Annotated in this window: 26 protein-coding genes and 2 pseudogenes; all 28 read right to left on the reverse strand. The window is 40.7% G+C overall.

What is annotated here, in order from left to right:
• Positions 1-3: 3 nt before the first annotated feature.
• Positions 4-1482 (reverse strand): DUF2142 domain-containing protein, encoded by a 1479-nt coding sequence (locus BU202_RS00290; RefSeq protein WP_075103813.1) that lies wholly within the window; start codon positions 1480-1482, stop codon positions 4-6.
• A gap of 3 nt (positions 1483-1485) precedes the next feature.
• The gene (locus tag BU202_RS00295; protein WP_075103814.1) at positions 1486-2466 is read right to left on the reverse strand and encodes a glycosyltransferase family 2 protein; all 981 of its coding nucleotides are present in this window, start codon (positions 2464-2466) and stop codon (positions 1486-1488) included.
• Positions 2459-3691, reverse strand: a complete 1233-nt coding sequence (locus tag BU202_RS00300; RefSeq protein WP_075103815.1) for a rhamnosyltransferase WsaF family glycosyltransferase — start codon at positions 3689-3691, stop codon at positions 2459-2461. The genes BU202_RS00295 and BU202_RS00300 overlap by 8 nt, the downstream gene beginning before the upstream one ends.
• 9 nt (positions 3692-3700) lie before the next feature.
• On the reverse strand, positions 3701-4744 hold the full coding sequence (locus tag BU202_RS00305) for a LicD family protein (RefSeq protein ID WP_075103816.1): 1044 nt from the start codon (positions 4742-4744) through the stop codon (positions 3701-3703).
• Between the two features lie 4 nt (positions 4745-4748).
• On the reverse strand, positions 4749-5951 hold the full coding sequence (locus BU202_RS00310; protein ID WP_083605715.1) for an ABC transporter ATP-binding protein: 1203 nt from the start codon (positions 5949-5951) through the stop codon (positions 4749-4751).
• On the reverse strand, positions 5951-6757 hold the full coding sequence (locus BU202_RS00315; RefSeq protein WP_075103817.1) for an ABC transporter permease: 807 nt from the start codon (positions 6755-6757) through the stop codon (positions 5951-5953). Before BU202_RS00315 ends, BU202_RS00310 begins: the two co-directional genes overlap by 1 nt.
• Before the next feature lie 2 nt (positions 6758-6759).
• Positions 6760-7695 carry a glycosyltransferase family 2 protein gene (locus BU202_RS00320; protein ID WP_075103818.1) on the reverse strand — a complete coding sequence of 312 codons (936 nt, stop codon included), beginning with the start codon at positions 7693-7695 and terminating at the stop codon, positions 6760-6762.
• Positions 7692-8840: a beta 1-4 rhamnosyltransferase Cps2T gene (gene cps2T / locus BU202_RS00325; RefSeq protein WP_075103819.1), complete on the reverse strand. Its 1149-nt coding sequence runs from the start codon at positions 8838-8840 to the stop codon at positions 7692-7694. The genes BU202_RS00320 and cps2T overlap by 4 nt, the downstream gene beginning before the upstream one ends.
• Before the next feature lie 90 nt (positions 8841-8930).
• A complete protein-coding gene (gene rfbD, locus BU202_RS00330; protein ID WP_075103820.1) occupies positions 8931-9782 on the reverse strand; it encodes a dTDP-4-dehydrorhamnose reductase in 852 nt (283 codons plus the stop codon).
• Positions 9783-9892: 110 nt separating this feature from the next.
• Positions 9893-10216, reverse strand: a pseudogene (locus BU202_RS00335) (glycosyltransferase family 2 protein); the annotation flags it as partial.
• Between the two features lie 96 nt (positions 10217-10312).
• On the reverse strand, positions 10313-11101 hold the full coding sequence (locus BU202_RS00340) for a glycosyltransferase family A protein (protein ID WP_244148989.1): 789 nt from the start codon (positions 11099-11101) through the stop codon (positions 10313-10315).
• Positions 11082-12368, reverse strand: coding sequence for a lipopolysaccharide biosynthesis protein (locus tag BU202_RS00345; RefSeq protein ID WP_208604240.1), 1287 nt, complete (start codon positions 12366-12368; stop codon positions 11082-11084). Before BU202_RS00345 ends, BU202_RS00340 begins: the two co-directional genes overlap by 20 nt.
• Positions 12352-12696 carry a DUF2304 domain-containing protein gene (locus tag BU202_RS00350; RefSeq protein ID WP_075103822.1) on the reverse strand — a complete coding sequence of 115 codons (345 nt, stop codon included), beginning with the start codon at positions 12694-12696 and terminating at the stop codon, positions 12352-12354. Before BU202_RS00350 ends, BU202_RS00345 begins: the two co-directional genes overlap by 17 nt.
• A 3-nt stretch (positions 12697-12699) precedes the next feature.
• Positions 12700-13395, reverse strand: coding sequence for a glycosyltransferase family 2 protein (locus BU202_RS00355; RefSeq protein WP_075103823.1), 696 nt, complete (start codon positions 13393-13395; stop codon positions 12700-12702).
• Positions 13396-13844: 449 nt separating this feature from the next.
• Complete coding sequence (gene rfbB / locus BU202_RS00360) at positions 13845-14891, reverse strand: dTDP-glucose 4,6-dehydratase (RefSeq protein ID WP_075103824.1); 1047 nt, start codon at positions 14889-14891, stop codon at positions 13845-13847.
• 24 nt (positions 14892-14915) lie between these two features.
• Positions 14916-15509, reverse strand: coding sequence for a dTDP-4-dehydrorhamnose 3,5-epimerase family protein (locus BU202_RS00365; RefSeq protein ID WP_075103825.1), 594 nt, complete (start codon positions 15507-15509; stop codon positions 14916-14918).
• Positions 15509-16378, reverse strand: a complete 870-nt coding sequence (gene rfbA, locus BU202_RS00370) for a glucose-1-phosphate thymidylyltransferase RfbA (RefSeq protein ID WP_075103826.1) — start codon at positions 16376-16378, stop codon at positions 15509-15511. Before rfbA ends, BU202_RS00365 begins: the two co-directional genes overlap by 1 nt.
• Positions 16379-16451: 73 nt before the next feature.
• Positions 16452-17246, reverse strand: a complete 795-nt coding sequence (locus BU202_RS00375; protein ID WP_075103827.1) for a Nif3-like dinuclear metal center hexameric protein — start codon at positions 17244-17246, stop codon at positions 16452-16454.
• Entirely contained in the window at positions 17233-17919 is a 687-nt protein-coding gene (locus tag BU202_RS00380; RefSeq protein WP_075103828.1) for a tRNA (adenine(22)-N(1))-methyltransferase, read from the reverse strand. The genes BU202_RS00375 and BU202_RS00380 overlap by 14 nt, the downstream gene beginning before the upstream one ends.
• 3 nt (positions 17920-17922) lie before the next feature.
• Positions 17923-18600, reverse strand: coding sequence for a DnaD domain-containing protein (locus tag BU202_RS00385; RefSeq protein WP_075103829.1), 678 nt, complete (start codon positions 18598-18600; stop codon positions 17923-17925).
• 161 nt (positions 18601-18761) lie between these two features.
• The gene (gene metA, locus BU202_RS00390; protein WP_075103830.1) at positions 18762-19703 is read right to left on the reverse strand and encodes a homoserine O-acetyltransferase MetA; all 942 of its coding nucleotides are present in this window, start codon (positions 19701-19703) and stop codon (positions 18762-18764) included.
• Between the two features lie 90 nt (positions 19704-19793).
• On the reverse strand, positions 19794-20306 hold the full coding sequence (locus BU202_RS00395; protein ID WP_075103831.1) for an adenine phosphoribosyltransferase: 513 nt from the start codon (positions 20304-20306) through the stop codon (positions 19794-19796).
• A 147-nt stretch (positions 20307-20453) separates the two neighbouring features.
• On the reverse strand, positions 20454-20960 hold the full coding sequence (locus BU202_RS10760; protein ID WP_482984223.1) for a single-stranded-DNA-specific exonuclease C-terminal domain-containing protein: 507 nt from the start codon (positions 20958-20960) through the stop codon (positions 20454-20456).
• A pseudogene (gene recJ / locus BU202_RS00400) lies at positions 20954-22673 on the reverse strand (single-stranded-DNA-specific exonuclease RecJ); the annotation flags it as partial. The gene BU202_RS10760 and the pseudogene recJ, both read right to left, overlap by 7 nt.
• A gap of 123 nt (positions 22674-22796) precedes the next feature.
• Entirely contained in the window at positions 22797-23510 is a 714-nt protein-coding gene (locus BU202_RS00405; protein WP_075103833.1) for a class I SAM-dependent methyltransferase, read from the reverse strand.
• 92 nt (positions 23511-23602) lie between these two features.
• Positions 23603-23968: a hypothetical protein gene (locus BU202_RS00410; protein WP_075103834.1), complete on the reverse strand. Its 366-nt coding sequence runs from the start codon at positions 23966-23968 to the stop codon at positions 23603-23605.
• Positions 23969-23985: 17 nt separating this feature from the next.
• Positions 23986-24342, reverse strand: a complete 357-nt coding sequence (locus BU202_RS00415) for a hypothetical protein (protein ID WP_075103835.1) — start codon at positions 24340-24342, stop codon at positions 23986-23988.
• A gap of 163 nt (positions 24343-24505) precedes the next feature.
• Positions 24506-26053 carry a cardiolipin synthase gene (gene cls / locus BU202_RS00420; RefSeq protein WP_075103836.1) on the reverse strand — a complete coding sequence of 516 codons (1548 nt, stop codon included), beginning with the start codon at positions 26051-26053 and terminating at the stop codon, positions 24506-24508.
• Positions 26054-26335: the final 282 nt, after the last annotated feature.

The following is a 26335-nucleotide window of genomic DNA, read 5'->3' on the forward strand; positions in this document are numbered from 1 at the left end:
TGATTATATTTGAGTATATAATCCGATACTAATCGTAAATATATTCAAATAAACAATACAATATTGCAAAAAAGTAAGAAATAAATTTGACTGTTGAACTGAAAATTTTTGCGGCTTAAAGGTTTGGTGAATAAAATGGCCAAACAGAATAGGTGCCATTAAAATCATGAAATAATAATAGCGCCCCTGAACACCCCCAACCAAGATATTTCCTGGACTATAAACTCTCGGATCGCCTGTAATCGCATAGATAATTAGGAAGGTAACAGCTAGCAATGTAAGAATGCTCCAAACAATAAACTTTTTGCTAAGTCTAAACGAAGTCTGCAAAACAATTATAGTCACCAAGCTAAATACTACTAAAGTCGTGATAGAAATTAGGACATCTGATTGGTGCGAAACATACTGCAAGGGATGGGTCATATAATTATTCACGATAACTGCTGGCATGCTAAGCATTGTTCTAATAATTGGCAAGGGATGCTTAACAAAATAGAATAATCCCGGACTACTTCCCGTAACAGGATTAGCAGATGAAAACAACGGAATAATTCCTGAATAGAGTAAGGCAAATAAAAAGTTCAAACTAAATATACAAAAAGAAAAATATCTTGTTTTCTTCGAGTCATAATACTTATTCGGTAAAACAGCAATCAGGTTTCCAACCAATACTAAAGGAAATTTTGAAAAGATAAATAAACTTGTCAATCCTTGATAGCATAATACTATCTTTTTTGTGATGATCGTTTTTCCAGATAAAATATTGGTCAATAGGGCAATGATTAGTAAAGATGCTCCATAATATAAGTAATCATAGTGATAGTTAGACACAATATACATGGTTGAGGGAAGTGTCCCCATCAGATAAATCATTTCTTGATAGACTTTGCTAAGTTTAATCGCTGCATAGACTAGACAAGCAAATGCCAATACATGAAAAATACGCCCTAAATAATAGGAGACATATACTTTGTTAGACAATAAACGTCCTAAATTCCATCCAATCGAACCTGGTAGGAAAGCTGGATTATCGAAAGCCTTAGGCTGCCCTTTTATGCTGCTTTTTTTGTGTTCAACACTATACCAATAATCATCTCCACGGTAATATTTCTGATTTCGTATGCCATCATGAAGAAATACAGACTCATAATCTTCTAATCTTTCATCTGAATACTTAAAAAAGAAACTATCCGACAAACCAATAGCATTTGCAAGATGGGACTCCTCATCTAAACCATACTGAACAGGTTTAATAAGCGCAATCGAACTTCCCACAAATAAAATAAGTACAAATGCATTTCTGGCGAGTTTCGATGGTTCTTGAAAATTTGTCACTAACAGAGTCATAACGACTCCCAAAACAACAATCCAGAATCGAAGACCAATTTTCAATTCAAACAAAATAGGTAAGGCAAGCTGAGCTAGAAGAACAATAGACAGCCCCAAAAGTATACTAATTATCTTTTTCAAATTTATAGTCATACTTTATCTCTCCTGATTCCTTTCTAATGAATATTGACGAATATCAGCAGTCACATCCACTTTATTCGCTAAACGCACTCCTCTCCATTTTTCCAAATGAAATAAGGGATTCACAAACAACCAATATAGTTTTCGTTTCCATGAAAAATCTCGATCTCTACAAATTTTCCAGGAATCTTTCCAACTTCCTTTGAGAGTGTTTAAAACTAGCGTTGCAATTGATATAGAGGTAGTGGTTCCGCTATTTATGCGGATATGATACATCTCATCAAAAATTCGTTTCTTATATTGGTTTAGTAGAACATCATTGGAATGTTCTACAATCGCTTTTGCATTGTAAACCTTGATATAGCCAGCGTCTAAAATATCTTTCCCATACTCATAATCTTCGGAATAGGCTACCTGCCTGTAACCAATTTTACTGACCAAAAAATCACGAGGAGCTGCCGAGCATACATCACTATAAAAGGACTCTTTGGTGTAGGTTCCTTTTAAGGCTTCATCAGAGCGTGTCCAGAGTGTCAGAGCATCTTCAACTCCCTGCTCACGAAATACTGCTTCAATATCATATTTCATAGCTGGAAAACAAGTTAAACGAGGTTTCTGGCGCGCCACTACTCCTACTATATTAGGATTTAAAGTAAATGGAGCAACCATTTCTGTTAACCAATTTTCATTATAAGGGACTGCATCTTGACTTAGATAGACCATGATTTCACCTGAAGAAATCTCAGCAGCCATCTGACGCGTTCCTCCGTGGGAATACTCTTCTTTGGCAATTTTTTTCAATCGAATATTGCCATATTTCTCGGCAAAACGTTCAATGATTTCTACGGAATTATCCTTAGAACCTGAGTCTGTTATGAACACATCCCAAGCAAAATCGGTCTTTTGTCGATAAAGTGCCTCTAAGGTCTCTTCTAAATGATCATGCTCTCCGTTGTAAACAGGGATAAATACCGTCGCTTTATTCGCCTTAGCCATGAGTTACCTCGCGTAAAATAATCTCTTCTACTTTTTTATAGCTTGCTTCCCAAGAAGTTCCTTTGTATTTTTGATTCATCTTTTCTGCATGTTCATTGATGTCTTGTCTTTCCACAACCTCACACAACTTAGCAGCCAAGTCAACAGGATAAGCCTCCGCATAGACAATATCTTCATTTTCACCTAATACCTTAGTATTATTATCTCCTGTATTCATAACTGGCACACATCCAGCTACTAAAAGTTCAAGTGGGAGAAGAGAAACATTCGTTAAAGAAAGAACCAAGCAAGCTACACTTTCGTGGTAAATATCAGCCAATTCTTGTTTGTTTAAAATGCCTCTATCTGTAAACTCAAAAGGAATGTCGTAGTTTGACATATCTTGTCCGAAAAACTCAATCTCATATTCGGGATGTTTCTCTTTGAAGATTTTTAAAGCCATGACACCTAATTCAAATCCCCGTCGTTCTGTATGAGCACGGGCATAGAAGGAAATTTTTTTCTTTTTCAAAATCGGAGTTCTCGGCCTATAGACATCAATATCTGCCCCAAAATCAAAATAATCTGCTTCCATACCATATTCTTTGAGTTTATCAGGAAGCCAAGCTCCTGCTGTAATCCCATAAAATCCAAATTTATAGGTGGCTTCTGCTAATTTATAACGAGAGCCTACCCCATAAAATATTGGTTCAAAGTCTTGAACAAAATAGAATTTATGCAAATGGTTCCCAGTCAAATTAAAGACAGCATAGGCTGTCTCCCAGCTGGTCGCAAAAACAACATCCTCATCTTGAAAATCTTCTAGTTCTTTCACAGGAACATTTAGGTTGTAAGAACGTTCAAAAATATCCTGAGCCTCTTTAGCTGATTGAGGAATAGTATTATTCCGGTAAATATAGAAGGTCAATCGATGTCCCTGAGATTGCAAATACCTTACAAATCGAGAAATTGTTGTATGACCACCTCCTCCAGGCCCAACAGGAGGTGTTACCCAGGCTATATTCAATAATTTTTTGTCTAATTTTTCAGGCCTCATATAAGGATGATGAATATAATCTGCCTTCATCAAATCCTCAAGTTGAGGCATGATAGGAATACTTGACATGTCAATTTTTGATGGCGTAGCTCCTGAAGCCTGCCTAGTATGTTTTAACTTATGACATATTTTCCTTAAGGTAGCTCTAGCACCTTCGTTTCTATAAGAGTTTATTAATTTATCTATCATATTAGTTCTTTACTTTCGTTTAGATTGAATAAAATTTGTAATAGCTCTCAATGGTCGTGTTATTTTCCAACTTTTGGAATTTAATAGAGATAGATGACGAGACTCCAATTCTTTCAACGTCTCTACCATAACTTCCATTTCAGCCTCTAACTTTTCCTTTTCTTTTTCCAACCGTCTATATTTTTCTTCCGTTAGTTTTCTACTATCGTCAATATCAAAGACTGATTTTTCGAGTTCTGATTTAATAGTCCATAGTTTTTCCATATAATTTCGGATAGGACTTGTTTCAATAGTATATCGATAAAAATCAACAGTTTTTTCAGTATCTACCAAGGCAAATTCTTGATGTAAATGCTGCCTTTTCTCCTCAGGCCAATCTTTCGTATAGAAACCGTATTGTTGTTTCAAATGACTATCATACTGTTTTGAGACTGGGATTTGACTTGTTTCAAAAGGAAAATATTGATAATCTAAAAATTCATCTTTCGGATAATGCTCTCCAACTGGATTAGCAGCATTTAAAATCGTCTCAGCTTCGTCAAAAGAATAGCGATGAAGTATATCTTGCATTCTTTCTATATATTGAGAAATCATTAACTCATCTGTCCCAAATAATCGCTGACGATATAACTCATCTCCGACTTCGTATATATCTTCAATAAATGGATAAATATCTCCATTCGGCGCACCTATTAACGGAAATATATCAACAAAAATACCTGTAAATGAATCTGGTCTATTCAGCAAATTATTAGAGGTAAACATAGAATGAGTATCATAGACTTTGATTCCTAAAATATCAGAATGTAACGCTGTTAGACCATCAAAAACTGCAATATCTTGACACTCTGAATTCTGAATGATATCCACCAATTTTTCTAAATCATTGATTGGCATAACAAGGTCTATATCATCATCCCATGGAATAATCCCTTGCCATAATACAGCTCCAATTTTAGTTCCACCTGCTGCAAAATAGCGTAAATTATTCTCATCACAAATTCGTTTCACTTCCTCATATACTTGAAACATTTTTTTCTGAATAGGATCCATTTCCTTATCTCTCCCAGTTTCCCTTCAATTTTAACAATCCATTATCATGTTTTTCACCACGAATAGCAAAGTGGACAATGTCTTCTTTTTCTATAAATGCATAAGGAATGAACTCCTTATACTGTTCATCAAATTGGAACAAAGAAGCTGTCAATTCAAAATTTCGATTATTAAAATCAGATAGTGGCAGCTCATAATCAAAAGAGTGAATCCCCTTTTTCTTAGAGGTGATTTCCCACTTTTTATCCTCATCGTAAATACCATCATTAATAACAGAAGAAGTTTTATCTGTGTTTTCGTCAATCAAAGAAATTCCAAAACTAACAGGAACATCTTCCGGTGTATAGTAAGAAATTCTGGCTTTCAATATATCCTGACTAGATAAGACAGTCTTAGAGAGTAAATCTATTTTAATCCAAGGCTTATCAATATCATTATCCTGTTGCTCATCCTGATTACGACTCTCTAAATTTTTCATCGTGTAATAATTAGCAACCTCGTCTGGCGAACTGTTTAAGACAACTTTCCCATCTTCTAACATGATTGCCTTATTACAAAATTTCTTAGCAGAGTCCATCGAATGAGTAACAAGTATGACTGTCTTCTTTTCTTCTTTGAGTTGCCGGAAGTAATCAAAACATTTCCTCTGGAAAGCTTCATCTCCAACTGCTAATACTTCATCTAAAATAAGAATATCTCCTTGAGCTTTAATGGCAATGGAGAAAGCCAAACGTACCTGCATCCCGCTAGAATAATTTTTCAACTTTTGATCCATGAATTCTTCTAGTTCTGCAAATTCTACAATGTCATCATACATACCTGTAATCTCTTCCCTAGAGAAGCCTAGCAAAGCACCGTTTAAATAAATATTTTCACGACCTGTCAATTCTGGATTAAATCCTACCCCAAGCTCAATGAAGGGAACTAAAGTACCATTTACAGTAACTTTTCCAGACTCTGGTGCATAGATTTGAGAAATCACTTTTAAAAGGGTCGATTTCCCTGAACCGTTGCGCCCAATAATCCCAAAAAAGTCTCCTTTTTCAACTTCGAAAGAAATATCTTCTAATACATGTTGTTCCTTATATCCTTTAATTCCTCTAAAGTAATTCACTAGACTAGTTCGCAGACTTTGAGTAGATTCTGTTGGTAAGCGAAAAGACTTGTTCACATGTTCTACTTTTAAAGCAATTTGTTTCTCTGTCATTATAGAATCTCCGCAAATTTCTTAGATTTTTGTTTAAACAATATATATCCAAATACAAAGACTAAAATAGATAGTATGTAGGGGATAGTTAGTAATAATTTATTCTCAAAGATATCGCTTGAAATCGTTGCTCCAGAATAGACAATAAAATGTCTCAATTCTTGAATAATTTGAGCTAAAGGATTCATCATCATGATTTTTGCAACAGTCATATGCCCCCTTTGAATAATATAAGTTATAGAATAAATAATCGGTGTTGAGTACATTCCAGCTTGTAAGATAACTTCCCAAATAGGGCCAATATCACGGTATTTGACAAAAAATGTTGATAAAATAAAGGCAATCCCTGTGGCAAACAGTAATAATTCAAGAAATAAAGGGATAATCACCAATACCTGTAAGCTTGGTGCTACACCATTGATGATTGAAAAAATAAATACAACCAACAAATTGATAAAATAGTTAATCGAGGCATTGATAATGGAAGAAAAGACAATAATTTCCTTCGGAAAATTGATTTTCCTCAATAAATCTCCACGAGATGCTATAGATAACATCCCCATATTGGTCGCTTCCGTAAAGAAGTTCCAAGTTACCATACCGAGCAACAAACTCACTGCATAGTGGGGAGTTCCATCATCAAAACGCAAAAAGCGCACAAATACCAAATACATAATAGTAAATAATAAAAGAGGCTTCAAGATAGACCATAAATGACCAATCACACTCCCTTGATAACGAAGCTTAAAGTCCGTTTTTACCATTTCTTTTAATAAAATAACATTTTTTTTATCAAATAAATCCATGTTTACTCCTTATAGGCAAATTTTGTCAGAATGAGGCTGGTAAAGACTAGGGTATGGAAACCCTTGTTTTTCCGATAGCCATAGGTGCGCAGGCGCTTGAGACGCTCTGCAAATGGCACTTCCATGATGGTGACAAAGTTCTCTACTAGTGCTCTGTCTGTAGCTGTTAAGGGCAGGGCTAAGAGATTTTTCGCCTGCCTTTGGCTATCTTTGATCAGCTTCCAATATTTGGCAAATAGCACTTGTGGACGAATCCAGTTGCGCATCCGTTTTTTAAGCGTTCGTGCCCCCAAGACGTTGGCTTCATGCTGACGATAGAGTTCTGTTGGCTCATCGATGTAGACGAGATTACCAAGAGCAGAAGCTACAAGTGCCAAGTACCAATCGTGCATGAGCAAGTCATATTCTTCTCGACCAGTCCAAAGCTCCGCTAAGCTGTGATTGATCATGGCTACGCCACCAGTGACTGTATTTTCCGTCAATTCCTGCACCAATTGGGTGTTGGCATGGTCGGACTGGGTTTGAATCATGCTCTCATGCATGATACTCAAATCCTGCCCTACCACTTTCAAATCAGTATAAACCAACAAGGGCTTATCTGCTGGATAAGCCTTTGCGGCAGCTAGTTGCAACTCTAACTTCTGCTCAAGCCAGACATCGTCTTGATCGCTAAAGAAATAATAATCTGCCGCTTCATGCTGCAAGAGGGTATGAAAACTCCCAATCACACCGAGATTTATCCTATCATCTGGATTGATGAAGAAAATCCGCTCGTCTTTTAGACAATAGTCCCTGATAATCTGCCGTGTCCCGTCGCTTGATCCGTCATCGCGAATCAACAGGGTCCAGTCCTGAAAGGTCTGCTTTCGGATGCTATCAATTTGTTCAGCTAAAAATCGTTCACCATTGTAGGTGGATAGTAAGATATGTACTTTCATCGTAAAAATAAGTCCTCATACTGGCCGACAATTTTCGCCCATGTATAGTGAGTTTCCATGCGTTTTTTTGCTGCTTGACCCAGAGCTTGATTTTCCTCTTGACGGTCGATATCATCTAGCAAATTCGCTAAATTCCCCTCTTGCTTGGTCCAATAATGGGCGGTATCCGCCGCTACTTTTTGGTTGAAATCAACACCCAAAATCAAGTTTTCATTGGTTTGAGCAAGCGCCTCCAGTAAGCCTGGATTGGTCCCTCCGACCTCGTGTCCGTGGAGATAGGCCCGTGCTTCTTGGCGAATGTATTTCAGCAATTCTTGCTGATAGACGGTTCCTACAAACAAGATTCGCTCATCTGTATCAAATCTGGTATCAGCTTTCAAGGTTTCAAAATAAGCCGCCCCCTCATGGTTACAGATAATGACCAATTTTCTCGAAGTGTGAGACGCCATAAATTCCCGAATAATGGTCGCATAGTTGTTTTCTGGAACAAAGCGCCCAACGACTAGGTAATAGTCTTTTTCCACCAACTGAAAACGGTCAAAAAAGGCACGTACGTCAGGGCTGTCCTTGGTCAAGCTGGTTGGCGCTAAATCTGTCCCGTAAGCAATATAGGTCGTCTTGGACCACGGGTAGACTTGACGGATATAGTCCTCAATCCCCTCGTTGTCTGTTACCACCAAATCCGCATGGCGGCTCATCAGCTTCTCAGAATACTTAAGATAGCTTTGTACAGGTCGTGCCCACTTGCTGCGCTTCCACTCAAGACCGTCTGGATTGACAAACAGTTGACCACCTACTGCATGAATTCTCTTAGCAAAGGGCGCAATAAAGGCACCGATGGTATTTCCCAAAATATAGAAAATCGGCTCTTCTAGCTGCTCTTTTTTTATCAGGGAAAGGGCGTAGCTAATCGCCATCATATCATAAGCAATCACGCGCGCTGGTCCCAATTTGGGAGGATTGATGGTAAAACAGTCTACCCCCTTGTAATCGCTGTGCTCATGATGAGATTGGTCTGACAAACAGGCCACATGATACTGGATATTCGTGCTGATTTGACGGCTGACCAACTGCTCCACAAACGTCTCAAAGCCGCCGTACTTGGCTGGCAATCCACGACTGCCAATAATAAAAACGTGTCTCATAATATCCTAAACTCTAAAAAAGTGTAATCAGATAATTATACCATAATTACAGATGAAAAACATAGAAAAAGCGAGAAGAACTCGCTTTCACTATTTCTTTTCTTGCTGATAAAATGCTTCCAAGGCCTCTTGCCAAGTCGGAATGGTAAAACCTGTTGCTTTGGCTTTTTCCAAACTCATGGTTGAGTTAAATGGGCGCTTGGCCTTAGCTGGGAATTGACTTGAATCAACTGGCAATACCTTGGTATCGGTATCTTTCAAAATCTCTGTCGCAAAGTCAAACCAAGTCGTATCTTCTTTCGCATCATTTGACAAATGGTAGTAACCAAATGCTTGCTTGGTGTCGACCAAGTGAACCATAAATTCTGCCAGAGTACGCGTCCAAGTTGGGCGGCCATGCTGGTCATTGACAACGGTCAAGGTATCGCGAGTTTGTGCCAGATTTTGCATGGTAAAGACAAAGTTTTTCCCGTAATTTCCAAATACCCAAGCGGTGCGTACCGTATAGAACTTGCTGGCGTATTTTTCCACTGCTTCTTCACCCAAGCGCTTGGTGCAACCGTATTCGGATTGCGGATCTGGCTGATCATCTACCTGCCATTCTTGACCAACTGGCAACTCTCCATTAAACACATAGTCCGTTGAAATATAAACCAAGGTTGCTCCGTACTGCTCGGCAGCTTTGGCAATATTTTCAGAGCCTGTCACGTTAATGGCATAGTTCAATTCTTTTCCTTCATCTTCCGCCATATCCACCGCTGTGTAAGCTGCGCAGTGATAGACGATGCTCGGTTTTACTTCTTCAAAGAATGCCGCTACTTTTTCCGCGTTGGTAATATCCATTTCTGCCACATCTGCGGCGACATATTCAACACCACGTTCATCCAAAAGATGACGTAGCTCTGTTCCTAATTGACCATTACTACCTGTAATTAAAATCATGATTGACTCCTTTTCTGCATTTCTTGTTTTATTATACCAAAAAAATAGAGAAGTGCCTTATTTGATGTTAGATAATTTAATAGTAACTAAAGAGCAAGGTAAGTTACAGTCTAGTGTGAATCATCTGTTCGTTTATCAATGATATAACGAGGGCGTTTTTTGGTTTCTAGGTAAATTTTTCCAATGTACTCCCCAATAATACCGGTAGAGATAAGCTGAATGCCACCAATAAAGGCTACAATGATGACGGTACTAGCCCAGCCTGATACAGTAAAGCCAAAAAAGTACCGAAAAATAGTCCATAGAATAAAGAAGAAGGAAACAAGAGAGGTGAGCACCCCTAAACCAGTGAGAAAACGCAAGGGTTTGACACTTAGGCTTGTAATACCATCAATGGCAAGGCCTAGCATTTTACCGAGTGGATAGTGGCTTTCTCTACTGCTTCAAAAAAACAAGGAATGTTTTTTACTCATTGTAATAGGGGACAATTGTTGAACGGGAAACCGTGTTCTACTTTTTGTAAATAATTATTACTGATAATTTGTTTTCTGGCTCTTGATATAAAATTTCATAAGAAACTTTGCGAACCATGTTGGCCAAAATAAACATAAGGTTTCAAAATCTTCTGTCGTTCTGGTGTTATCTTCAATTGTTTTAGATGTTTCTGAACCTTCATGTATCCTATGACACATGAGTTCTTTATCTACAAACGTAAAGTATCCTTTGTAATCTGCAATCTTATACCAAGCTACCCAGTCAAGATTACCTTTTAATGTTTCATCAAACCGAAAATCTTTTAGCTTGGTTAAATGATAAGTAACCGCAGGACAGCAGATTGCATTTCCAAAGGCAAGAACTCTTTTTCGCCAAAAAGGACTACTCGGAAAAATAGATAGAGTCTTTAGCATCAGATTTTTAATCTTTAGATTCAGAGTTCTCGCAATCTTTTTATCGGCTTTTTCTTCAAAATAATCGGAATATAGAAGTAAGGAATCTTTATATTTCTGGCTACTTTCAAAAATATATTTTGCATAATCCTTGTGATAATAATCATCTTGATGGGCAATTGTGGCATAATCTGTCTTTACAAAAGAAAGGGCAGAATTCCAATCTTTTCCAATCCCTCCTCCTTGGCCAGTATAACAAGAGATTTGATACTGTCTACATAGTTTTTCTATATTTGAACTAGGTGTGGAGGTATATAAGATGATGTTTGTCTGTAGTGATTGATGGATGAGTGATTGTATACACTCTTCCAGATAAGGACTATCTCCATAGGCACAAATCACAAAAGTGTGTTTATCCCAAGCCATCTCCATTCTTTTCTCCTTTTTTCTTGAAATAGTAAAAGATGACATACGTTCCTATTACATAAATCATCATTGTCATCATAAAACTCATGGCTGCTCCTAATAGTCCCTTCTCCATTACTTGAGAAAAAGTTAGCCATTTAGAACATACAAACATGAGGATATAAACCAAAAACAGCCTTGAATGTTTACGAAAGATAATGAGAATATTTTCAAACACTACCGATAATGCATAAAGAAACCCTGAAAAAACAAGTATCGTTAATGTAAATCGATAAGAATGTAAATCAACTCCAAAAATAAGTGTCATTACCTCTGGACCAATCAAAAAAGTCAAACCAATAACTAAAAGACCAATCCCACTTAAAACCAGTAATATTTTTTTGACAATTTTATCAAATTGTTCCATATTCCTTTCCTGCCAAAAAACAGCAATTTGAGTAATCAAGGGACGTATCACTAATACACATAAACTCATAAAAAAAACAGGCATAAAGAGAATGCTATAATCTCTCTGCAAACCATCTTCTAAAATTCCTAACCTCAAGCCATCTGCAATAACTAATCTAGGCTCGTTAAAAATTTGGTTCAATAAAAATCCATAAAAAAATAGAGAAAAGCACTGCTTCAAAATTTGGAGACTTTGTTGCCTGTATGTTTTATCGCCTAAACATTGCCAGTCAATTTCTACAAAGCACTTGGAATAACGATAATCATAGTATAAAATGAACAGAATGTTGAATACTGCTAGTGCCACTAGTGATACAAGTAAAGATTTTGTCTGTAGCAGCCCAACCCATACAATTAATACACTCAGAATATAGCGAAAAAACATGGACTTTCCTGCAATGTCTAATCTACCATTTTGTTGAAATAAGCCTTGAAATACATCTGATAGGGCATCGCTTGCTCTATACAAAATAATAAATAATAGAATTGATAATGGAAAAACAGACATGTCATAATGAATTATATAAAGATAGGGGATAATCGTCCCGAGCATTATTCCTATTGTCCATAATCGTGAAAAAAAATAACTAGTGAAGGAATAATGCTGACTGATGTCCGTTCCTTGATAATTACGTACCTGAAAAAGTCCGATAATTACCCATAAATTTCCAATAGAAATGGCTAAACTAAATTGGTCTGCAACCTGATCAGAAGTTAATCGTGTGACAAGCAAAAGATATAACACTGATACCCCTGCCGCTGCTAAATTGCCAAGTAAGTTCCAAATATAAATGGACTTATCCGTAGGATTACTCCTCATCTTCATAAGTTCTGCCTCTTAGTGCCATTACTTGGACTAAATCTTTAAATTTTGAATCCAACTTTGACAGTCGAATAGTCAATTGAAACTGATTGATTAAGAGTAAGAAAATCATGAAAAGAAAGATAAAATTCACTGCTGAAACAATACCCAAAGCTCTAGATAAGATTTCTGCTAGCTGTGGAAAAATACTAAAAACAAGCAAAATTAGCGAGAAAAACACCCAAAAAAGAGCATCCGAAATCTGCACATGAGATTTACGGATATTTTTCAAAATAAAAGCGCAAGTCAAAACAGAGACAACAATCAATACTACTTGAAACCAAATTGTCATCTTTTAGCCTCTCTTTCTAAACTTTTGAATCAATAAGATAGATACAAACATATGAGTCATATAGTGAATAGAGCGCGAGAGCGTCAAGTAGCTTTCTCCTGCTTGACGCTCCTGCATATAGACTTGCTCCTCAGCAACTCTTGCACCATTTCGAATAAGATATGATACTGTATCTGGTTCTGGGCCATAGTTTACATTTAGTGCAAATTCTTTGATTAATCCTTCAGAAAACATACGCATTCCTGAAGTCGGGTCATTGATAGTTTTGCCAGTCGTTAACTTGATAGCAGCACTAATCAAACTATTTCCCAACATTCTCATGGAATTTTCTCGTTTTTCCTTTACAAATCGAGAACCAATGACAAGATCATACCCTTCATCCATCTTCATGTCAAGTGCTGCTATATACTCTGGTAAATGTTGCCCGTCAGCATCAAATTGTACTGCTTTTTGATACTGATGTTCATACGCATACTTTAGACCTGTCTGAAACGCACCTGTTAAACCTAAGTTTACAGGCAAATCAATGATATTAAACCCGTTTTGGTGGCAAATTTCTGATGTACGATCCTTAGATCCATCGTTTATAATTACATAATCATATTCAGGATAATGGGTGATAAGATTACTAACAACTTGCTCAATCGATCCTTCCTCATTATACGCAGGAATGATGATGAGTAAATCTGAAGACTTCACTACGCTAACTCCTTAAAATTAATATAGATTCATTATACTATAGTAGATAAATTTTTGCAAAATCAGATGTAAACATAAAAAAACTACAATTAGCAAAACCATTTGAGTGTTTATTTTGCTACAACTATGCTTCCTCACCCATTTCAGTTCCTAAGTTGCATATCTTTAAGTTAGAGTTCTAGGCAACAGCAGAGTCTCTTACTAAGGCCAAAATAGGGAGGTAATTACGTCTTCAACAGTAAGATAGGCATCTCTAAATACCTGCACTTCGAGTTACATCTTATCCTAAGTCTCCGCACTAAATGGATTAAAATAGCGAAGCGACACGATTTTACTATCAGCATCCGTCTTGTAGATATCTACCTGCCTTTGCTCAACCACATGTTTGGTTTATCACGTTCCACTATTAAAGAAAGGAATTCACAATATACTGATTGGCAGATTTGTGATTATTTAATGACCTTCTGCGTCTTGGCGTAGTTGGCTTCAACGGCTTCTTTTTCTGCCTGCCACCAGTCAGCATTGTCTGTGTACCATTTGATGGTTTCTTCAAGACCTGCTTCAAAGTTGGTAAACTCTGGTTTCCAACCGAGTTCGTCACGGAGCTTGCTTGCGTCAATCGCATAGCGTAAATCGTGACCTGCACGGTCTGTCACGTGGTCATAGGCATCAGCTGGTTGACCCATTTTCTCTAGAATCAATTCCAAGACTTCCTTGTTGTTCTTCTCACCGTCAGCACCGATGAGGTAGGTTTCACCGATTTGTCCTTTTGTCAAAATCGTCCAGACACCTGATGAATGGTCGTTGGTGTGAATCCAGTCACGGACGTTTTTGCCTTCGCCGTACAATTTTGGCTTGATACCGCTCAAGATATTGGTAATCTGACGTGGGATGAATTTTTCAATGTGTTGGTATGGACCGTAGTTGTTTGAACAGTTGGAAATCGTTGCTTTGACACCAAATGAACGCACCCAGGCCTTGACAATCAAGTCAGAAGCTGCCTTGGTTGATGAGTAAGGCGAGCTTGGGTTGTACTTGGTTTCAGCGGTGAATTTCTCACCTGGACCTTCTCCGTTTCCTGGCAAATCTTCACGAAGCGGAAGATCTCCGTAAACTTCGTCTGTTGAGACATGGTGGAAGCGAATATCGTATTTACGAGCCGCTTCTAAAAGGGTGTAGGTCCCGATAAAGTTGGTATGGATAAAGGGACTTGGATCGTTGAGCGAGTTATCATTGTGGCTTTCAGCCGCATAGTGAACAATAGCATCTGCTTTTGCTGCTAGTTTGTCCACCAATTCAGCGTCTGCAATATCGCCGACGACTAGTTCGACACGATCCCCAAGAATCTCAGTCAGATTCGCACGGTTTCCAGCGTAGGTTAACTTATCCAAGACCGTCACATGGACATCTGGATGATTGTTATAGACATAATGCACAAAGTTTGAGCCGATAAAGCCAGCTCCACCTGTAACGATGATATTTTTAAATTCAGACATGATTTCTCCGATAATGATGATAGTTTATAAATCTTCTTTTCTCAATGGTTTAACATCCTTGAGCATTGGGTGATTTTTATCTGCTTCCGATACTTCTGCTGCTTCAAGGTTTTCCCATTCGATTCCCAAACTTGGGTCAGCATAGTTGACAAAGGCGTATTTGGGTTTTAATTCCAAGGCCCAGTAGTCATTGACCAAGTAGCTATAGGCTACGGTATCTGACAAGACTTGGAACCCATTTGCAACACCGCGCGGCACAAAGATGCCCTTGCTGGCATCAATCTCTGTTTGATAGACATTGCCAAAGGTATCGCCCTCGCGCAAATCCACCCAAGAGCCCAGCACTTTTCCGCCATCTGCAACAGAAATATACTTATCCCACGGCTCTGCATGAAGCCCACGCAAGACATGTTTGCGGGAAAAGCTGACGTTGTTTTGCAATTTTCCTTCTGCAAAAAAGCTCTCTGGAAAGCCTAACGGCACCATTTTTTCCTTTTGAAAATTTTCTTTAAACCAGCCACGGTTGTCACCGCGGACAGGAATATCAAACTCTAATAATCCTGGAATTGCCTCAATTTCGCGACAAGCTAGCTCTTTATCAAAAAATTGTTCAGTCATTAAGCCTCTCCAATCAGACGGAGCAAGTATTGTCCGTATTCATTTTTCTTCAGTGGTTGAGCGAGTTCATAGACCTGCTCTTTGGTAATGTAGCCCATGCGGTAGGCAATTTCTTCAAGGTTTGCCACTTGAACGTTCTGTAAGCGTTGCACGGTTTCGATGTACTGGGCTGCTTCTAACAAGCTCTCATGCGTACCTGTATCAAGCCAAGCAAAACCGCGTCCCATCAACTCGACAGACAAGTCACCACGCTCCAAGTACGCCTTGTTAACATCAGTAATTTCTAGTTCACCACGAGGAGATGGTTTGATGTTTTTGGCAATCTCAACGACATCATTGTCGTAGAAATAAAGCCCTGTCACCGCAAAATTGGATTTTGGTGTTTCTGGTTTTTCTTCGATTGAGACAGCATTCATGTCTGCATCAAATTCCACGACACCAAAGCGTTCTGGGTCTTTTACTTGATAACCAAAGACAGTCGCTCCCTTTTCCTTGCTTGCGGCGCGTTGAAGCATCTTGGTCAAGCCATTTCCGTGATAAATGTTGTCCCCTAAGATGAGGGCAACATGGTCATCACCGATGAACTCTTCCCCAATAATAAAGGCTTGCGCAAGACCGTCCGGACTTGGTTGAACTGCATAAGAAAGCGAAATACCAAGTTCAGAGCCATCTCCCAACATTTCCTCAAAACGAGGTAGGTCTGTCGGTGTGGAGATGATTAAGATGTCCTTGATACCTGCCAACATGAGAGTTGACAAGGGATAATAAACCATTGGTTTATCGTAAATGGGCATCAATTGTTTGGATGCAGCACGGGTCAATGGGTACAAACGTGTCCCAGAACCTCCTGCAAGAATTATACCTTTCATAGTTGCAAAAACCTTTCAATCTTATTTGCTTTATTTTACCATTTTTAAGTCGAACTGTCACCTGTTGCTCGGTCTATAGATGACGAAATGGATTGGTCGACACAGTTGAGGCCTCAATCGTGATGTCCCAGTTCTCCTCTTTTTTCCATTCTTTTAATTGTTGGGCAATTTTCTCCACAAACAACACTTCGATGTGATGTCCCGGATCAATCGCTAGTAAGCCCTGGGTCAGCATTTCTTGCCCCGTATGGTAGTAAATATCTCCTGTAATGTAGACATCTGCCCCTTTTGCCAGTGCATCCTTGTAGAAACTGTCGCCACTTCCTCCGCAGAGTGCAACGCGCTCCACATATTGCTGGGCCTGATGCCCATAAGTTACGAGGCGAACAGCATCTAAGCCAAAGACTTTCTTCACCTTGAGCGCCAACTCTTCCAAGGTCTGCGGCTCCACAGTTCCAATGCGACCGATGCCTTGACCTACCTGCGTTTCGTGAAGATAGTCTGTATCTGTGATGTCCAAGGCTTCACAAAACCAATCATTTAGACCACCTGTCACCACATCAATATCCGTATGGCTGACATAGACTGCAATATCATGCTGAATCAAGTCCAGATAGATTTTCGTCTGCAAGTTATCTGCCACCAAATCCTTAATGGGACGAAAAATCGGTGCATGCTTGACAATGATCAAATCCACCTTTTTTTCAATCGCTTCTGCGACTGTGGTTTCCCGAATATCGAGCGCTACCATAACGGTCTGAATGTCCTTCTGCAAGGTACCAATCTGAAGGCCTGATACATCGCCTTCCATAGACAGGCTCGGAGGACAAAAAGCCTGATACCGTTCAATGACTTTACTTGCTAACATCGAGTACCTCCTTGATGTGCTGAATCTTTTCTTGTAGGCGGGCGCGTTCTAGCTCACGCTCTTCAGGAATCTGTGCGAGGGCGAACTGTAATTTCTCTGCTTCCTTCTGCCATTTTTTCTGAAAGACTGGGGACGTTTCCTTCAAGAGATGCGGTCCAAAACGCTTTTCCTGAACAGTTAAGGATTGCTTGCCTTGCTCTGCAACTAAAATCTCATAGAACTTGCCATGTTCTTCTAAGATACTTTCAGCAATTAACTGAAAATCATGTGCTTCTAGCCATGTCCGCACATCATCTTCACGGTTATTGGGCTGTAAAATGAGCCGTTCAATCTGACCGAGCCTGTCTTTTCCAGCTTCTAGGATGTCAGCAATCAATCGTCCGCCCATACCAGCAATCGTGATTGTTGTCATCTGGTCAACCTCACTAAAGGCTGCTAAGCCATTTGCCAAGCGAACCTCAATGCGGTCCTTATAGCGGGAATCCGCTACATTTTGCAGGGCTGATTGGTAGGGACCTTGGACAACTTCCCCTGCAATGGCATAGGAAATCACACCCTTTTCTACCAAAAAAAGAGGGAGATAAGCATGGTCACTCCCTACATCTACCAAACGAGCATCTTGTGGCACAAACTGCGCCACCATTTCCAATCGTTTTGAGATTTTCTGATTCATGTTCTACTCTTTCCAATAATCCATAGCTTCCAAGAAATCCGTTGACGCTTTGACATTTCGAGGTTGCTGACCTTCTCGCTCCGCCCGCTTTGCCTCTACCTGTGCCACTGTCGTGATTCCTTCACGACGCCAATTTCGTAAAATAGCCTGGATATACTTCCAATTTGTTTTGTTATTAAATACAGCTTCCCGCAAGGCTTCTCGCACCAACTCCGGCGCTGTCTGATCATCCTTCAGCGTTTTTTGCAAATCTTCAATCTCAAGCGGAGAGAGCAACCTGCCCAATTCTGCTTCAAAATCCGCCACTAATTGCTTCAAATCATAGGAAATTGGCCGCGCTTCCTCTTCTGATTTCTTAGGCTGTAAGAGAGCATCTAGCTTTTCCAAGGCAGGTGAGGCATCAAAAATCATCTCGATTTCTCCAGAGAGATTGATGGTTTTAAAATCCAGCAATCCTGCTTCTTGCAAGTGTTCAATTGAGCGATTGATTTCAGAAATGGTCTTACCGCAAGCCTGAGCAATCTGGCTAGGCGCTAGCCCTTCGATATTGCTGGTATGTTGATAAAAGAAGAATTGCCAAACGACATAGTCATCAGCTGAGGGAAATAAGTCCTTAAAATGAAAGAGCAAATCTGGTGGCAAGACCAGATAGCCTTTCTGAAACTGCTGTAAATAATTCATCGTTCCTCTTTCTCCTCGTCACAAATCAATTGTTGACCTTGCTCACTCACCTTGCTGAACAGTTGTTTCTGACCCTAGCGACCAGAGAGCGGGGCATTTCCTGCTATTTTAAGCGCATTCTCCAGCATGAAAGTCCATCAGATGTTGAGGCTTATAGACGATTATAGGCTGGCTGACAAGGCTGACTGCTCAAAGATTTTCCAGTCGTACGGCGTTTCCTGATATACAGCATAGTTGATCCAGTTGGTGAAAAACTGGGCTGCTGGTAAATTCCATGACAGGGCTGGACGAGCTGTCGGGTCATTTCCCTTAAAATAATGCTCGGGAAGAGCAGGATTTAGGCCAGCTAGGCAGTCCCGTTCGTACTCTTTGGCAAGTGTGTCACGGTCGTACTCCAAATGCCCAAAACTATACACCTCACGCAAATCACTACTTGCCACAATAGAAAGCCCTACTTCTGCCCCCTGCGCTAAGACATGAAGATTGTCCAAATGCTCAATATCTGTCACTTTTATATCCGTATGGCGCGAATGGGGTGAGCGAAATTCATCATCAAAGCCTCGCATTAAAGGATTACGGTCATCGACTACTTCCTGACAATAGACCCCTGACAGCTTCCGAGGCAGGCTGTGCTTTTCAATTCCGTAGCGGGCATAGAGTCCCGCCTGCGCTCCCCAACAGATATGGAGCGTTGAGTAGACATGACTCTTTGCCCATTGAAAGACTGCAAGCAACTCTTCCCAGTAATCCACCTCTTCAAAGGCTAGATTTTCAACAGGCGCTCCCGTGACAATCAAGCCGTCAAAATACCGGTCCTTGACCTCCTCAAAAGTATGGTAGAATTTCTCCATGTGAGCCGCCTGGGTCGTCTTGGAACGGTGACTGGTCATGTAGAGAAAGTCGATTTCCAACTGCAAAGGAGTGTTGGCCAAGAGGCGCAACAACTGCGTTTCGGTCACAATCTTCTGCGGCATAAGATTTAAAATTAAGATATTTAAGGGGCGAATATCTTGGTGACTGGCACGGTCATCGTCCATGACAAAGATATTCTCTGCTTTTAATTGTTCAACAGCGGGTAAGGATTTTTCTAACTTAATCGGCATCGTTCACTCCTCCTTTTTTACATTATATAACAGGAGGCTATGCCGTTCAATTAGAATAAAAATAGGGATTCTTATAGTTTCAAACTATAATTAGTAGTGCATCAAGACCTTGTAATCGTAATCGCCAATCGCTTCGCGACCTTTCAAGTCATCCAATTCAATCAAGAAGGCACAGCCTGCTACAATACCGCCCAAGCGTTCGATCATTTCAATGGTTGCTTTGACAGTTCCACCTGTTGCAAGCAAGTCATCGACAATCAAGACACGCTGTCCAGGTTTGATGGCATCTGAATGCATGGTAAGGGTGTCTACACCGTATTCTTTTTCATAGTCCGCTGAAATCACTTCGCGCGGTAATTTGCCCGGCTTACGAACAGGGGCAAAGCCAATGCCCAATTCAAAAGCAACTGGACAGCCCACGATAAAGCCACGCGCTTCAGGTCCTACAATCATGTCAATCTTTTTATCCGTCGCATACTGCACAATCTCACGAACCGCATAGCTGTAGGCATTTCCATCGGCCATCAAGGGGCTAATATCACGGAAGGTAATTCCTTCTTGCGGATAATTTTCAATCGAAGCAATATAATCTTTTAAATTCATCGTATTCTCACTTTATCATTGTTCTATTCTCATACTCTCAAACATCACTATGCCAAAGGACATCAGCAGATGATTTGTAAAGAGCATTACTCTTTATTATATCATGTTTTTCCAGATTTGGGAGATTTTAGGGACTGGGTTTTCAGACTAGTTTTCCATAAGGTAGTCATACATTTCCTGAACGGTACCAAGCGCCAGTAGCTCTTGCTCTGCCACCTGTCGCTTCAGTTGTTGGTAAATGCTGCTTTCGCTAATCTCGCGTTTTTCTGCTTCCTTATTCACCGTCATGACCCCGTCTGTAATCGTGACAAAGCCTAATTCTTGGAAAATTTGAATCATCTTAATCAAGAGAGACTCTTTTATCTTGAGATAGACTGCAAGCTCCTTTAATTTGTACCGCACGTCAAATTCCTTAAACTGGTAAATGGTCTTGTATAGGCGTGCGAATTGCTCTCTACTGCCATAGCCGTCCAAATAGTAGGGGGTGGCAATATCATTTTTGAAATAGATGGCTTGAAAATCGTGTGCCTGCAAGAAATCCTTTAAGACTTGTACATCATCGGGCACTGTCGCAATCCCAATTGCTTGCTGCCCCGTCACCTCTGGTAATGCTTGAGCAAAGTCCACCACGACAAGATGCTCTGGGAAGGTCATTTGCTTACTGCGCAGATTGTAGAGCTGGACACCTTGAACCCGCAAGTCAACGAGCATCAATTGCAGAGCTGTTTGCCCATTCCATTGATTGACCGATAGACTGACCGCCAATTCCAACTGCTTGCTCTGTGAAATTTCAAGCGCGAGATGGCCGAGCCCAAAGGCCACTACATCAAAACTAGCCTGTCCTTTACTGATGCGGAACTTGAGGTGGGCATTTTGTTGCCCCATGGTTCGTGCAGATTCGACCTGAAAATCCTTGATATAAAAGACTGGTTTTTTATGGTCCATGCCATAAGGTGCGAGACTTTCAAACGATTTTAAGGTGTCAAGGGTCAACTCTTCTAAGTCCAATTCCTCATCCAGCAAGAGTTCACCCTTACGAACCTGATCCAAGCCATTCTCCAAAATATAGGCCGACAAGGTGTCAGAAAGCGCCTCTAACTTGTCCACTTCCAAGGTCATGCCCGCAGCGCCCGCATGCCCTCCAAAGGCAATAAATAACTCTTGGTGTTCTTTCAAGGCTTCAAAAATATCGATAGCAGCAACGGAACGAGCAGAGCCCTTGGCTCTTCCCTCCTCGATAGACAAGACAATAATCGGCTGTTGTAACTCCTCCAGCAACCGCCCTGCAACAATGCCCAGAACGCCTGGATTCCAGCCAGCTTTTGCTAAGACCTGAACAGGTTTTTCCTTGTCAATCATGGTCCTTGCTTCGTCATAAATCGCTTGGACAATCTCTTTACGTTCTGTATTTTTACGGTCGACCATCTGAGCAATGGCCTGTGCTTCTTCCTCGTCAAACCCTGTCAGTAAGTCGATGGCAGGATTGGGATCATCGAGACGTCCCAAGGCATTTAAACGCGGTGCTACTTGAAAACCGACCGTTTCTTCCGTCAGACTTTCGGGACGAATCTCGGCTAAGGTCATCAGCTCCTGCAAGCCAATCCGCTCTGTCTGCTTGAGCATGGATAGGCCATACTTGACCAAGATGCGATTTTCATCTGTCAGGCTGACCATGTCCGCAATCGTACCAATTGCCACCAAGTCGAGCCACTCCACCTGCACCGTTTCCAATAAGGCACACGCTAGTTTAAAGGCCACACCACAACCTGCCAGATGAGGAAAAGGATAGTCTCCGTCTGGATGTTCTGGGTGAACAATCGTATAGGCATTTGGTAGTGTTTCGGGCAGCGAATGGTGGTCTGTCACAATCACATCGACGCCCACACTTTGGGCATAGTCAATCGCTTCATGTCCTGCAACGCCATTATCCACCGTGACAATCAAGGACACCCCTTGCTGTTCAATAAAATATTTGTACACCGACTGATTGGGCCCATAACCGTCTGTAAACCGATTGGGCAAATAAACCAAGCACTCCGCCCCTAATTCTTCCAAGGCTTCTTTGACAATGGAGGCAGAGGTCATCCCGTCAGCATCGTAATCTCCATAAATCAAGATTTGTTCATTTTGTTCAATCGCAAGGCGAATCCGCTCCACGGCCTCCTTCATGCCATGGAGCAAATAAGGATCGTGCAAATCGTCTAAACTAGGCTGCAAAAAATTCTTGAGAGCTTCTGCTGTCTGAATCCCCCGTGTATAGAGGAGTTGAGCAGCAGCCAAGTCCAAGCCCTCTTTTTTAGCTGCTTTTACAAATGTTTCATCTGAAATCGTTGGAACCAAGGTCCACTCATACGTTGATTGTATCACTATTATTCTCCTTATACCCTTTGAACAGCTCCCCATTTAATGACACGTTCAAATGAGTATGATGTCTACCTACCATTATATCACGAAAAAGGAGCCACACCAAACAGGAGAAATAGCAAGCACCTACTTCTTCTTCCTCAACCAAAGATGTTGAAAGGCTGCCATATCTCGATAAGGAGATTGGTTTGCAACAGCTAACTCTAGCTGCGTCATATCCTCAAGCCAGTTAGGATCCATTTTTACACTGTTTGGTTGCAAGCCATAAAAGACACGAAGTCCTTGGTAATGCTCCAACAAAAAGTCATCTGCGCTTATCACCTCATCGATTTCATAGAACCTGGCTTGCCCCATGGAATGACTTTGATAGCGTTCTCCTGCCAAAAGTCGCATCGTTTTGGGAATATCACATTCAAACACAGCAGTCTGCATGATACGCCCAACTTCGTTATGTTTCACAAGCGAAAGCTGTCCATCTTCTTTCAGCATCCGATGAAAAGCACGTATATACAAAGCTGGTTCATCCACGTATTCTAAGACATTATGGCAAACAATGACATCAAAAGACGCAGGAGGTAGCGCCTCTAAGAGCTCTAAACTACCTTGTTTTTGCTCATATGGAGAATCTAAGTCTAGCACACGTTCCTCAATCATCTCCGCATTTGGTTCAATCGCTAAAACCTGATTGTGTCTGACTAGAAATTGAGCGACATAGCCAAATCCACTGCCAAAATCGAGCACCTTCTTTCCCCTCACATCCTTTAACAGCTCAAATAAAATCTGGTAATAAATCTTGCCCCACGGCTGCTCAATATGAGCTTGATAAGCCTTTATATCCATGAAAACCTCCCTTGTAATGAAATAGATTGCTCGCTAAAAAATCCCACAAACGCGGGAAAATCGTATACTATCCTCTCTAGAAGTACCGTAGACTAACGTTCTTGCTTCTCATAACCTAGTCTTGCAGGGTAAGCTAACATCACTATTTCTGCCAAAAAAATCAATGGGGACTCTGTCAGTGATTCTCCCGCATAAAGGGCATAGGCAAGAAAAAGGATGGTTGCAACAGACATTATCCCAACCGTCCATTTTTGGTAAGTCGGTACCCGATACGTCTGTTGCTGCGCTTTCAGCAGGCGATAAGCCTGAATAGTGATAACCAATGTCACTAAAAATACTGCCAAAGCGAAAATAGGTAGCCAAGCAAAAGCAAATTTTTTCCCAAAAACCCACACCAAAAGGAGAGCTAAGTTCAGCAATACCACCATCCAATTTCCTTTTTGCAATTGTTTTTCCATATTCTTTTTCTCCATTTCTATCGTTTAGCCGTTTTGATAAAACCAGTCGTATAGACCAAGCAGACCACCACGACATAGAAAAATCTCGTAAAGATGTCCCCTTGATGGAGAATATTCCAACCAATCAGGACAAGGGCTAGAGCCAAGAAAGGCCATGTTTTTTTGACAAATTCTCCAAAATAAGGTAGCTCTCCTCGGGCTTGATTAGAGGAAGAAGACCGCACAGCCGACCATAAGACAAGCCCATTGACTGCCAAACTGCAGGCTAGGACTGCTATCATCTTCCCGCTTGGAACCTGCATGACCATTCCCAGTAGGACAAGGAAAATGATGGATAAAACGATGACAAATATATTTCGCACTTGCTTGTTCATGATGCTTGCCTCCTTCTAGCAAATCAAACGATGCATCCCCTTGCTTATTAAAGGAAATACTATATCTAGTATAGCACTTCCCCCACGTTTTGCAAGTGTTTTATGATGGAAAAGAATGTATTTTCAATCATAAAACAGTTCCTCAATGAAGAACTGTTTTCGTTTATAAAAGCGGTGCAACAATCTTCATGAGCGCACCAGCAAAGCGCTTGTACCACGGATAGGTCCGCGCGAAGTTGATCAGCGTAATTCTCTCTGACTGGGCAAAGGATTCTTCAAAATCCTTGTGAATATCGGCTAGGACTTGGCGGTGTTTGTAGATGTAAAGCCCGCATTCAAAATTGAGATAGAAACTGCGGAAGTCCATGTTGACCGTGCCGACCGTCGCTTTTTTGTCATCAACGAGGACGACCTTTGAATGAACAAATCCTGGCGTGTATTCGTAAATCTCAATCCCTGCTTCCAGATAGGTCGGAAAATCTGTGCGCGCTGCCAGATAGGCTGACTGCTTATCATAGATGTGTGGCAACAAGAGGCGAACCGTCACCCCGCGCTTGGCTGCGTAAGTCAGATTGTCCAACATCTCATCGTCCAAGACCAGATAAGGGGTCATGATATAGATATACTTGGTGGCCGACTGAATCATATCGAGACAGACGCGTTTGGCCACCTCGTCTCCGTCAAAAGGACTTTCACCATACGGCAAGAAAAAGCCTTCCGAGTCAATGACAGCTTTTTCCTGGTCATGGTGTTCTTTCAGATATTTCAAGTCATTGTTTTGCGTTTTTTCATTGAAATTCCACATCTGCAAGAACATGAGGGTGAAATTAGCAACTGCTTCTCCCTTAATCATAATGGCCGCATCTTTCCAGTAGCCAAAGCGTTCTTTGCGGTTGATGTATTCGTCTGCAATATTGACACCGCCTGTAAAGGCTACTTTCCCATCAATCACCGCAATCTTTCGGTGGTCACGATTGTTTTGAACCGTTGACAAGGCTGGGATAATCTGTGAAAAGACCTTGGCCTTGATACCGTATGTTCGCAAGGTCTTGTAATAATTGTAAGGCAGGAGGGTCAAGGAATTGGTCCCGTCATACATGAAACGGACTTCCACTCCCTGAGCTGTTTTTTCCTTTAAAATCTCCAAAATCGAATCCCACATGTAGCCAAAATCAACGATAAAATACTCCATGAAGATGTATTTTTCTGCCTTGCGCAATTCATTCAACAAGGCCTCAAATTTCGCTTCGCCAGAAGAAAAATAGGTAGCATCTGTATTGGAATGCAGGGCGTAGCCGACATATTGATTCATATAATGGGCGAGTTTTAACTGATCCTTATCCTGCTCTGCTAGTGCATTTAAGACCTTGTGCGAGGTGTGCCCATACTGGCGCAAGAGCAAACTTTGTCGCTTAAAGGTCTTGCGATAGCGTCTGGTTTCGATATTGGACTGCAAGATAAAGTAAAAAAGAGCGCCAAAGATAGGAATCCCAATAATAAAGATAATCCAAGTCAGCTTAAAACTCGTATTCATCGGTCGGTTAATGACCGAAATCGCTACGATAATCGAAAAGATTTGTAGCACAGAGAGGAGGGCAGGGGCTAAGACTGTCGCCGAAGTGACGGTCCATAACACCGCCCCAACCGTCACCGCAATCAGTAAAAGTACAATAAAGGTACGACTATAAATCAAACGCCATAGCTTTTTCATGTCATCTCCTTTCATAAGATACAAAGGACGTAAAGAGCAAAGTATACCCCTAGGGCATCCGTATCTGTAAAACGAGCAAGCTCGTAACAGCTACAGCAAAATAGGAGATTGACGATGTGTTCGATGAACACAAGGCAATCTATCCCTAAAGGGAGCCCCAGCTGTAACCAACTAAAGTTGGAACACCTGCGTCTCTTTTTTCCAGCATTTTTAGTCCGAATTCAATTTCATAAGATATGAGGGCGTTAAGCAACTCCTAGACAAAATAGGCGGCCGAACAGA

It is taken from the genome of Streptococcus cuniculi (assembly GCF_001921845.1).
Lineage (GTDB): Bacteria > Bacillota > Bacilli > Lactobacillales > Streptococcaceae > Streptococcus > Streptococcus cuniculi.